This window comes from Stenotrophomonas sp. GD03819 (assembly GCF_029841665.1).
Classification (GTDB): domain Bacteria; phylum Pseudomonadota; class Gammaproteobacteria; order Xanthomonadales; family Xanthomonadaceae; genus Stenotrophomonas; species Stenotrophomonas geniculata.
In genome coordinates this window covers 19071-29788 of the sequence record NZ_JAOCEW010000048.1, presented here as the reverse complement: position 1 = coordinate 29788, position 10718 = coordinate 19071, and the positions used below count along the sequence as shown (strand labels likewise).

The following is a 10718-nucleotide window of genomic DNA, read 5'->3' as shown; positions in this document are numbered from 1 at the left end:
TCGGCACCCAGATGGCGACGCCGGCGGCGCGCTTCTGCGTCGTCGGAATACCGATGCCGACGCCGCCACCGACGTGCGAACCGAACGTGCCGGCGCCCACCGACATGCCCACCGGCGAGCCACTGCTGCCCACACCCATCAGCACCACGCCATTGGCGCCGAGCGCGGCGGCCTCGCGCTTCAGGCGGGCCACGGCGGCATCGGTCTGGCCCTGGGTGCCGAAGCCGACGGCGGACGCCGATTCCAGCTGGGCGATTTCCTGGGAACCGGCCGGTGGCGTCGAGTAGATCTGCACCAGCGCCGGATCGATCGGTGCGCGGGCGCGGCCCAGCATCACCTTGGAGGTGCTGGCACAGCCAGCGGCGACCAGCAGGATGGCCGCCAACGCGGCCCAACGGATGTTCATGGCACGACCCCTGTAGGACTGGTTGCGATCATCGGCGGGCCACTCTGAATCGGCGCCAACACCCGGGCCAGGGCACGCTCGGCAGCACGCTAGCACGGTGCGGGTGACAGCCCCGCCAATGGCAGTAGGCGGCGGCAGCGGGAACGTCTATGGTTGGGGCAGGAACCAACTGCGGGAGAGCGGCATGGGTGTGATCAGTCTGTTGTGGGGCGTACTGGCGCTGTTGTGGATGATCCTGGCGCTGATTCCACTGCTCGGCTGGGGCAACTGGTTCCTGATCCCGTTCGCTGCGGTGGGCGCGGTCATCGCCGCGCTGGGCATTCTGTTCACCCACCCGAGCAAGCGTGGCCGGGCCTGGGCCGGCCTGGTCCTGAACGGCATCGTGGTGGTGGTGGGCATCCTCCGCCTCGGCCTGGGTGGCGGCGTGATCTGAGCCCGCGCCCGGGTGCGACAGGGCGTCGCAGGCGCACGGTCCATGGCCGGGCAGGGGCGTACAATGAATGGCTGCGCGAGCCCCACGCGTGCCTGTGAATCCGCGCCCGGCGCGGCTGCCCCATGATCATCCGACCCCGTCCCCACGGCTGGCAACTGCTGTACATCCTGCGCGGTTCGATCGTCAAAGCGATCGCGCCCAAGGTGCTGGCCATCCTGATCCTGTCCATCGCCGTGGCCGCGGTGGTCGAGCTGGCGCCGCCCACCGGCATCGAACGCGTGTCGGTCACGCCGTTCACCCTGCTTGGCCTGGTGCTGTCGATCTTCCTCAGCTTCCGCAACAGCGCCTGCTACGAGCGCTGGTGGGAAGGCCGCAAGCTGTGGGGCCAGCTGGTCTACGAATCGCGCTCGCTGGCCCGCCAGGTGAACCTGCTGCTGGCCGATGACACCGGCCGTCGCCGCCGCATCGCCTATCTCACCACCGCCTTCGCCCATGCATTGGCCGGTCGCCTGCGCGGGCGCATCGTGGCGCTGATGGCCCTGCCGTGGCTGGACAAGCGCCAGCGCGAACAACTCGGGCAGCGTGAGAACGTGCCCGACGCGCTGCTGTCGATGATCGCGGCCGAGTTGGCCCAAGCCCTGCGCGCCGGTGACCTCGACCCGATCCTCTACACCCAGCTGGAAGAGCGCCTGCACGCGATGTCGTCGATCCAGGCCGGCTGCGAGCGCATCCTCACCACCCCGCTGCCGTTCGCCTACACCCTGCTGCTGCACCGCTGCGCGTGGATGTTCTGCGTGCTGCTGCCGTTCGGCCTGGCCAGTTCGCTGGGCTGGGGCACGCCGGTGCTGTCGGCGGTGCTGGCCTATGCCTTCTTCGGCCTGGACCAGCTGGGCGAAGAAATGGAAGACCCGTTCGGCCTGGAGCCGAACGACCTGCCGCTGGACGCGCTGGTGCGCACGATCGAGATCGACCAGCTCGACGCGCTCGGCGAACGCCCATTGCCCGAACCCCTGCTGCCGCAGGGCTACCTGTTGCAATAGCCACTCCTCGGAGCCTGCCATGTCCCACCCGCTTTACCGCCCGCGCCGCATGCGCCATGACGAGTTCTCGCGCCGCCTGATGCGCGAGAACACGCTGACCACCGACGACCTGATCTACCCGGTGTTCGTGCACGAACTGGCCGGCCGCACCGCGGTGCCGTCGATGCCGGGCGTGGAGCGGCTGTCGATCGAAGAGCTGCTGAAGGTGGCCGAAGAAGCGCTGGAGCTGGGCATTCCGGTGATCGACCTGTTCCCGGTGATCGACCCGTCGCTGAAGTCGCTGGATGCGTCGGCGGCGTGGGCCGAGGACGGTCTGGCGCAGCGTGCGATCCGCGCGCTGAAGTCGCGCTTCCCGGAGCTGGGGGTGATGACCGACGTGGCGCTGGACCCATACACCACCCACGGCCAGGACGGCATCATCGATGACAAGGGCTATGTGCTGAACGACATCACGGTTGAAGCGCTGGTCAAGCAGTCGGTGTCGCACGCCGAGGCCGGTGTGGACATCGTCTCGCCGTCGGACATGATGGACGGCCGCATCGGCGCGATCCGCCGTGCGCTGGATGCCGGCAACCACATCAACGTGCGCATCATGGCGTACTCGGCCAAGTACGCCTCGGCGTTCTACGGTCCGTTCCGTGATGCAGTGGGCAGCGCGGCCAGCCTCGGCAAGGCCGACAAGAAGACCTACCAGATGGACCCGGCCAACGGCGACGAGGCCCTGCGCGAGATCGCGCTGGACCTGGAAGAGGGCGCCGACATGGTGATGGTCAAGCCGGGCATGCCGTACCTGGACCTGGTGCGCCGGGTGAAGGAGACGTTCGGCGTGCCGACCTTCGCCTATCAGGTGAGTGGCGAGTACGCGATGATGAAGGCCGCCTTCGCCAACGGCTGGCTGGACGAGCGCGCCTGCGTGCTGGAGTCGCTGCTGGGCTTCAAGCGGGCCGGTGCCGACGGCGTGCTGACCTATTTCGCGCCGCAGGTGGCGCGATGGCTGCGCGAGCGCTGACAATAGCGCCACGATAGACGGAGGACTGTGCGATGGGACCCGAACTGGGATGGATGCAATGGTTGATCTGGGGCATCGGTACGCTGGTGTTCGGCGCCATCATCGTCGGTGTCTTCATCGCCGCATGGCGCGCGGGCAAGCGCCCGCCGGAGCAGCTCTCCGCCGCCCGCCACGTGGCCCGTGAGCAGGCCCTGCCGGAGAGCGTGCAGGCCGAGCTGGCCGCGCTGAACCAGCGCAAGGACAACGGCCAGTTGAGCGAAGTCGAGTACGAGCAGCAGCGCGCGAAGGTGTTGTCGCGCTGACGGGTGGGTGCCAACCTTGGTTGGCACTTTCCCGCATGCCAACCAAGGTTGGCATCTACCGGGCGGCAGGCACGCACCCCGCAACCGCCGCCACCTTCGGCACCGCCAACCGGTACACATCCACGCCACCGGCACGTGGCGCCTTCGCCGCACTGCTGGCAACCATCATCTCGCCCGGCTTGGCGTTGTCGATCACCGGCGCGCCGGTCCAGCCGCCGGCCTGGTTGAATGACAGCCCCAATGGCTGCAGCGCCGCGCCGGTCCACGCACAGCCGCTGCTCCACACCTGCGCGGTCGCGCCGCCGCCGCGGCTGAACACCACCGCGCCGTCGTTGCCCAGCCAGTCGCCGTCGGTCTCGTCGTCGGCGCTGTTCAACGCGGCCAATGCGCTGGCTGGGCCACGCACGCCCTGCGCGTCCAGTGACGCCACGAACAGGTCCCAGCCCGCGCCGCGACCCTGCTCGCGGGCAAACAACAGCCGCTTGCCGTCCGCGCTCAGGGCCGGCCCGCGCTCTTCCCGGCGCCCACCATCGCCCGCCAAGGGCTGCGCCTTCCCGAGCTGGCCGTCGGCTTCCACCGTGGCCCGGTACAGCGCCAGCGCGCCCTCGCGGCCGGCCGCGAACAGCAGCCAGCGGCCATCACGGCTGAAGTAGGGATCGCGGGCCTCGCCGGCCACGCCCACCGGCAGCGCCTGCGCCTGCTGCCAGCGGCCCTCGACCACGCGTGCCTGCCACAGGCCCCAGCCCGCCTCGCCGCGGCGTGCGAACACGATGCGCTGGCCATCGGCGCTGATCGTGGCGCGGCCCTCGTCGGCACGGGTGGAGACCACGCCCATGCCTTCGATGCCGTACTCGTTCAACGCCATCGCCACGGGGGCAGAGAGTAGACTGGCGGCAAGCACCAGCAGGGGCGGGGTGATGCGCATCATCCGGGTCCGTGCACGAAAGAGCATCAGTCTAGCCAGCTTGAGGATTCCATGACCGACCGTTACGCCGTCTTCGGACACCCCGTTGCCCACTCGAAGTCGCCGCAGATCCACGCGACGTTCGGTCGCCAGGAAGGCATCGCGGTGGATTACCGCGCGATCGACCTGGCGCCGGATGCGTTCCTGGCCGGCCTGGAAGCCTTCGCCGCCGAAGGCGGTGTCGGCGCCAACGTCACCTCGCCGCACAAGGAGGCTGCGTTCTCGGTGTGCTCCACCCTGACCGCACGTGCGCGCCGCGCCGGCTCGGTGAACACGCTGCTGCGCAAGGGCGACCGCTGGCATGGCGACACCACCGATGGCATCGGCCTGGTGCGTGACCTGACCGACCGTCATGGCCTGGACCTGCGTGGCCGCCGCATGCTGCTGATCGGTGCCGGTGGCTCCGCGCGCAGCGTCGCCCCGGCCTTCCTCGATGCCGGCATCACCGAGCTGGTGGTGGTCAACCGCACGCCGGAACGCGCCGATGAACTGATCGACGCGATGGGCGAACCGGGCCGCGCGATCAGCCGCTACTGGGAAGACCTGCGTGATCTGGGCGACTTCGAACTGATCGTCAATGCCACCTCGGCCGGCCGCGACCGCGACGTCGAGTTCAAGCTGCCGCTGTCGCTGGTCAATTCGATGACCACCGCCGTCGACCTGAACTACGGCGAGGCCGCCATCGCCTTCCTGGCCTGGGCGCGTGCGGCGAACTGCCGCAATACCGTGGATGGCCTGGGCATGCTGGTCGAACAGGCGGCCGAGAGCTTCCTGCAGTGGCATGGCGTGCGCCCGCAGACCGACGAGGTCTACCAGTCGCTGCGCCAGGGCTCGGCCGTGCTGGCCGGCGAGGACTGATCGATGGACAGCACAACGTTGATGGTGACCGTGCTGAGCATGGTCGGCGTGCGCCTGCCGGTACTGATCGCGCTGTGCATCGGCCTGGTCTGGGTGATCGGCGCACCGCGCGATGCCACCCGCACCGGCGCCCTGGTCGGCCTGGGGCTGTTGCTGCTGTCCAGCCTGGGTGGCCTGGCGGCGGGCATCCTGCCCATGTGGCTGGTCAGCAGTGGCAACTTCAGCGCCATCTCGGGCATGGGCGCCATCCTCGGCGTGCTGCATTTCGCGCTGGCGATGGTCGAGGCCATCGGCGTGGTGCTGCTGGTGTGGGCACTGGTTCGCCTGCTGCGTAGCCGTACGATCCCGGCGGCCTGACCGGTCGCGCCGGGCCATGCCCGGCGTATCTGGCCCCTGAGCGGTCCGGCCACCGGACCGTGACCGCCGCCAGGCGTCGTCGCTGGCCCGTTCAGGGTGCCAGCGGCGGTGAACGTGGCCGGCCATGCGACAATGACCGGCCTGATCCAGCCACGGTACTTCCCGGCGTGACCGAAACCGTCGCCGCTCCGCGCACGCTTGATGACGCCTTGAAGGACGCGATCCGCAAGGCGTACACCACGCTGCAGGCCAATACCCCCGGCTTCTCCACCCGCCGCTCGCAGAGCCAGATGATCGGCGTGGTGTCGCGTGCGCTGTCGAAAAGTGGCGGCGTCGGCGTGGTCGAGGCGCCCACCGGCGTCGGCAAGAGCCTGGGCTACCTCACCGCGGGCGTACCCATTGCGCTGGCCAGCAAGAAGAAGCTGGTGATCAGTACCGGCACCGTGGCGCTGCAGTCGCAGCTGGTCGAGCGCGACATTCCGAATTTCCTCAAGGCCACCGGCCTGGAAGCGACCGTGGCGCTGGCCAAAGGCCGCACCCGCTATCTGTGCACGCGCAATGCTGCCGAGGCACAGGGTGAGGGCTCGCAGGGCGGCATGTTCGAGGATGACGCGCCGCTGTTCGATCGGCCGCTGGCGCCGATCGAAATGGACATCGCCAAGCGCCTGACCGACGCCTTCACCAGCGGCAGCTGGGATGGCGACATCGACAACGCACCGGAGACCATCAGCCCCGGCCTGCGCAGCCGCATCACCACGCCGGCCTCGGGCTGCGCCGGGCGCCGCTGTGCCTATTCGGCGCAGTGTGCGGTGCTGCGTTCGCGCAACACGGTGCGTGATGCGCAGATCGTCGTTACCAACCACGCGCTGCTGCTGTCGGCGCTGTCGATCGGCGACAGCGACAACGGCCAGCCGTTGATCGCGCCGCCGTCGGACATGCTGCTGGTGCTGGACGAAGGCCATCACATCGGCAACGTGGCGATCGACCAGGGCGCGGCCAGCCTGGCGCTGGATGAAATGGCCAAGCGCACCGGCCGCCTGCAGATCCTGATCGCCGGTGCCTACCGCGCGGTCGACAAGGACCGCCTCGGCAACCTGCTGCCGAACGAAGCGATCGAAGTGGCCAGCAACGTGGCCAAGCAGCTGCGCGCGTTCCGCGATCATATCGAGCGCGTGTGGATGCCGGCGCCGGCGGACGAAGAGCCGATGTGGCGCGCGGCCAATGGGCGACTGCCCGAGGCCTGGCGCGAGCCGATCGAGGCGCTGGCTGACGAGACCCGCAGCCTCTACAACTGGGCACATGCCGCCACCGCGCAGGTGGCCAAGGGCAAGCCGGACGATGCCGCGCGCGAGCGCCTGCAGCGCAACCTGGGCATGGCGCTGGAAATGATCGAGCAGCAGTACAACCTGTGGCAGGCCTGGCGCCGCGAGGACAAGGACGGCGCGCCGCCGATGGCGCGCTGGGTCACCGCCACCCGCGACGGCGACCTGGTGCTGCACGGCTCGCCGGTGTCGGCCGCGCACGTGCTGCGCAAGCTGCTGTGGGATGAAGTGGATTCGGTGGTGATGACCTCGGCGACGCTGACCGGCGGTGGCGATTTCCAATCGCTGGCGATCGACAACGGCATTCCCGAAGAGGCCGAGATGGTTTCGCTGTCGTCGCCGTTCGACCTGCCCAACCAGGCCGAGCTGATCGTGCCGAAGTTCCCGGTCATGCCGGATGACCGCGAAGGCCATCCGCGCGAAGTGGCACGCTACCTCGACACCGAGCTGGATTGGGCCAAGGGCTCGATGGTGCTGTTCACCTCGCGCTGGAAGATGGAAAAGGTGGCTGGCCTGATGTCGGCCGCGCGCCGCAAGCAGGTGCTGGTGCAGGGCGAGATGTCCAAGACACGGCTGATCGATGAACACCTGCGCCGCGTCGCAGCGGGTGAAGGCTCGGTACTGTTCGGCCTGAACTCGTTCGGCGAAGGCCTCGACCTGCCCGGCGAAGCCTGCACCACGGTGGTGATCACCCAGGTGCCGTTCGCGGTGCCGACCGACCCGCAGACCGCCACGCTCAGCGAATGGTTCGAGGGGCGCGGGCTCAATGCGTTCAACCTGATCGCCATTCCGCACGCGCTGCGCACGCTGACCCAGTTCGCCGGCCGCCTGATCCGCACCTCCACCGACACCGGCCGCGTGGTCATTCTTGATTCGCGGCTGCTGACCCGTCGCTACGGCAAGCGCATCATCGACGCCTTGCCGCCGTTCAAGCGCGTGATTGGTTGACGGGTGCTGGTAGCGCAGGCCATGCCCGGCGGAGGGCCTCAACGGCCTTCCGGATTCCGGCAGCCTGGCCCATAGGCCTTCACGTAGGGTTTGCCGAAGCAGCGCAGCAGTCCATCAAGCACGTCCAGGTTCGGCGGCCACGGCATCTGCACCTGCTGCCCGCCCTCGGTGGTGAAGTGGTAGCGGCCGTCCTTGATGTTCTCCGCCATCGCGGTGGGCGTCGGTATCGCGACCAGCCTCGCACGAGCCTTCTCCAGGGCGCTGCGGTCCTGGCGCAGGAACGCGACCATGCCGTCCACGTAGGCATTCCAGTAACCCGGGTCGCTCCCGTTTACTGGCTTGTGGCTGCGTTCCATCAGCGCAATCGCCTGCGCGGTCTGCCCCAGCTCCGCGCGCAGCTGGCCCTCGTGCCACGTGATGATGACATTGCCTTCTGCCTTGGACAGTGCGCCGTAGGCGGACAGCAGGTCGGCCGCTTCGCGGGTACAGCCACGGTCGGCCAACGGGCGCCAGCCACCTTCCAGGTCCTGATCGAACCGGCCAGGTTCCATCGCCAGCATCGCTGCACGGTCGTAGCTGCAGTCGGGTGCTTTTGGCGGTTCGGCTGCTGCACCCATGGCAGCGGCCAGCGCAAAGGAAAGCAACATCATCTCAACCTCCGTGTTGGTGACTTCCTGGACCACCATAACGGATCAGGATGGGTAGCGCCGGCCGCCGGCCGGCAACCTCATTGATGTGGAGCGTCGCAGTACAGATGCCGGCCAGCGGCCGGCACTACCGTATGGCGGTCAATCGCCCAGAAGCGCGGTGTTGCGCACGGCACCCTTGTCTGCGCTGGTGGCGAGCAGGGCGTACGCCTTCAGGGCGCTGGTGACCTTGCGCGGGCGCGCCGCACGCGGCTTCCAGCCGCGGGCATCGGCGTCGGCGCGGCGTTGGGCCAGGTTGGCCTCATCCAGCAGCAGATCAATGCGGCGGGCCGGAATGTCGATGCGGATGCGGTCGCCATCTTCCACCAGGCCGATCGCGCCGCCGCTGGCCGCTTCCGGCGAGACGTGGCCGATCGACAGGCCCGAGGTGCCGCCGGAGAAGCGGCCATCCGTGAGCAGCGCGCACTGTTTGCCCAGCCCCTTCGACTTCAGATAGCTGGTCGGGTACAGCATTTCCTGCATGCCCGGGCCACCCTTCGGGCCTTCGTAGCGGATCACCACCACCTCGCCGGGTTGCACTTCGTCGGCGAGGATGCCGGCGACGGCCGCGTCCTGGCTTTCATAGACGCGCGCAGGGCCTTCGAACACGTGGATCGACTCGTCCACGCCGGCGGTCTTCACCACGCAGCCATCCACGGCCAGGTTGCCGCGCAGTACGGCGAGGCCGCCTTCCAGTGAGTACGCGTGCTGCAGCGAGCGGATGCAGCCTTCAGCGCGGTCGATGTCCAGCGTCGGCCAGCGCGTGGCCTGGCTGAAGGCTTCCTGGGTGGGAATGCCGGCCGGGCCTGCCTTGAAGAAGGTGTGCAGGGTGTCGTTGTCACTGCGCACCACGTCCCAGCGTTCCAGCGCTTCGGCCAGGCTGGTGCTGTGTACGGTCGGCACCGTGGTTTCGAGCAGGCCGGCGCGCTCCAGTTCACCGAGGATGCCGAACACGCCGCCGGCGCGGTGCACGTCCTCGATGTGGTACTTCGGCGTATTCGGCGCCACCTTGCACAGCTGCGGTACGCGCCGCGACAGCGCGTCGATGTGGGTCAGGTCGAAGTCGACCTCCGCTTCCTGCGCGGCGGCCAGCAGGTGCAGGATGGTGTTGGTGGAACCGCCCATGGCGATATCCAGGGTCATTGCATTGGCGAACGCGGCCTGGGTGGCGATGCCGCGCGGCAGCGCGCTCGGGTCTTCGCCGCCATACCAGCGATGGCAGAGTTCGACGATCAGGCGCCCGGCACGGCGGAACAGCGCCTCACGGTCGGCGTGGGTGGCCAACGTGGTGCCGTTGCCGGGCAGTGACAGGCCCAGCGCCTCGGTCAGGCAGTTCATCGAGTTGGCGGTGAACATGCCCGAGCAGGAGCCGCAGGTAGGGCAGGCGCTGCGCTCGAATGCGGCCACCTTCTCGTCGGAGGCGCTGTCATCGGCGGCCACCACCATTGCATCGACCAGGTCCAGCTTGTGCTCGGACAGCTTGGTCTTGCCCGCTTCCATCGGCCCGCCGGACACGAACACCACCGGGATGTTCAGGCGCAGCGCGGCCATCAGCATGCCGGGGGTGATCTTGTCGCAGTTGCTGATGCACACCAGTGCGTCGGCGCAATGCGCGTTGACCATGTACTCCACGGCGTCGGCGATGATCTCGCGGCTGGGCAGCGAATACAGCATGCCGTCGTGGCCCATCGCGATGCCGTCGTCCACGGCGATGGTGTTGAATTCCTTGGCGACGCCGCCGACCTGTTCGATCTCGCGCGCGACCAGCTGGCCGAGGTCCTTCAGGTGCACGTGGCCGGGCACGAACTGGGTGAAGGAGTTGGCGATGGCGATGATCGGCTTGTGGAAGTCGCCGTCCTTCATGCCGGTGGCACGCCACAGGGCGCGGGCGCCGGCCATGTTGCGGCCAGCGGTGGAGGTGCGGGAACGGTATTCGGGCATGGCTGGCGGAACGGGCGGGCCGTACGACGTGGGAGTCAGCCGATCATGGCCAATTTTTTCGGTTGCTGCTGCAACCACCGGAGGTGGTCCGGCCGGGCTGCGCCCGGCACCCGCCGAAGCAACAGCCGAAGCAACAGCCGAAGCAACAGCGGGCTTCCTGCGGGAGGCGGGGTGGGTCCGCTGGCGGGGGACGCCGTAAACCCTTCCTTGGGGGCTTGGCCGCGGCATCCGTGCCGCGGACACCCCCGCCAGCGGACCCACCCCGCCTTCGACAGTTTCCCGCGATCTGTCGGGCCGGCGCTCTGCGTTACTCGTGGTAGGTGTCGGCCTTGGTCGACACGATGGATCCACGCCATGCGTGGACGATGGGGAACGACGAAAATGAAAGGCCGTTCATCTTTCCCACTTTGCCGATTCCGGTTGCTGGCCCGGATTTGGCATCATTGGGGCAT

General features: G+C 68.5%; 11 protein-coding genes. 7 read left to right on the top strand and 4 right to left on the bottom strand.

Annotated features, from left to right (window positions below):
• Nucleotides 1-406, bottom strand: a 406-nt coding sequence (locus N5D45_RS20640; protein WP_279939533.1) for a hypothetical protein, incomplete at its 3' end; no start/stop codon positions are given.
• Nucleotides 407-590: 184 nt separating this feature from the next.
• Between N5D45_RS20640 and N5D45_RS20635 the strand changes: the two genes are divergently transcribed.
• The 4 genes from N5D45_RS20635 (at nucleotide 591) to N5D45_RS20620 (ending at nucleotide 3190) form a co-directional block, all read left to right on the top strand.
• Entirely contained in the window at nucleotides 591-839 is a 249-nt protein-coding gene (locus N5D45_RS20635) for a hypothetical protein (RefSeq protein WP_006475755.1), read from the top strand.
• A 122-nt stretch (nucleotides 840-961) separates the two neighbouring features.
• Nucleotides 962-1879: a bestrophin family ion channel gene (locus tag N5D45_RS20630; RefSeq protein WP_010482217.1), complete on the top strand. Its 918-nt coding sequence runs from the start codon at nucleotides 962-964 to the stop codon at nucleotides 1877-1879.
• Between the two features lie 19 nt (nucleotides 1880-1898).
• The gene (gene hemB, locus N5D45_RS20625) at nucleotides 1899-2888 is read left to right on the top strand and encodes a porphobilinogen synthase (protein WP_010482215.1); all 990 of its coding nucleotides are present in this window, start codon (nucleotides 1899-1901) and stop codon (nucleotides 2886-2888) included.
• Nucleotides 2889-2920: 32 nt separating this feature from the next.
• Entirely contained in the window at nucleotides 2921-3190 is a 270-nt protein-coding gene (locus N5D45_RS20620) for a hypothetical protein (protein WP_010482214.1), read from the top strand.
• A 55-nt stretch (nucleotides 3191-3245) separates the two neighbouring features.
• Here N5D45_RS20620 and N5D45_RS20615 read toward each other — a convergent pair whose 3' ends face one another.
• Nucleotides 3246-4118: a PD40 domain-containing protein gene (locus N5D45_RS20615; RefSeq protein ID WP_010482213.1), complete on the bottom strand. Its 873-nt coding sequence runs from the start codon at nucleotides 4116-4118 to the stop codon at nucleotides 3246-3248.
• Nucleotides 4119-4166: 48 nt separating this feature from the next.
• On the opposite strand from N5D45_RS20615, the gene aroE reads away from it, so the two are divergent.
• The 3 genes from aroE to dinG all read left to right on the top strand — a co-directional run bounded on the left by aroE (nucleotide 4167) and on the right by dinG (nucleotide 7639).
• A complete protein-coding gene (aroE, locus tag N5D45_RS20610; protein WP_010482212.1) occupies nucleotides 4167-5012 on the top strand; it encodes a shikimate dehydrogenase in 846 nt (281 codons plus the stop codon).
• A 3-nt stretch (nucleotides 5013-5015) separates the two neighbouring features.
• Entirely contained in the window at nucleotides 5016-5369 is a 354-nt protein-coding gene (locus tag N5D45_RS20605) for a hypothetical protein (protein WP_029379808.1), read from the top strand.
• Between the two features lie 167 nt (nucleotides 5370-5536).
• Nucleotides 5537-7639 (top strand): ATP-dependent DNA helicase DinG, encoded by a 2103-nt coding sequence (dinG, locus tag N5D45_RS20600; protein WP_197656321.1) that lies wholly within the window; start codon nucleotides 5537-5539, stop codon nucleotides 7637-7639.
• A gap of 38 nt (nucleotides 7640-7677) precedes the next feature.
• Here the strand turns inward: dinG and N5D45_RS20595 are convergent, their stop codons facing one another.
• Nucleotides 7678-8289, bottom strand: coding sequence for a hypothetical protein (locus N5D45_RS20595; RefSeq protein WP_053443854.1), 612 nt, complete (start codon nucleotides 8287-8289; stop codon nucleotides 7678-7680).
• Between the two features lie 138 nt (nucleotides 8290-8427).
• Nucleotides 8428-10266, bottom strand: coding sequence for a dihydroxy-acid dehydratase (gene ilvD / locus N5D45_RS20590; RefSeq protein WP_197656320.1), 1839 nt, complete (start codon nucleotides 10264-10266; stop codon nucleotides 8428-8430).
• Nucleotides 10267-10718: the final 452 nt, after the last annotated feature.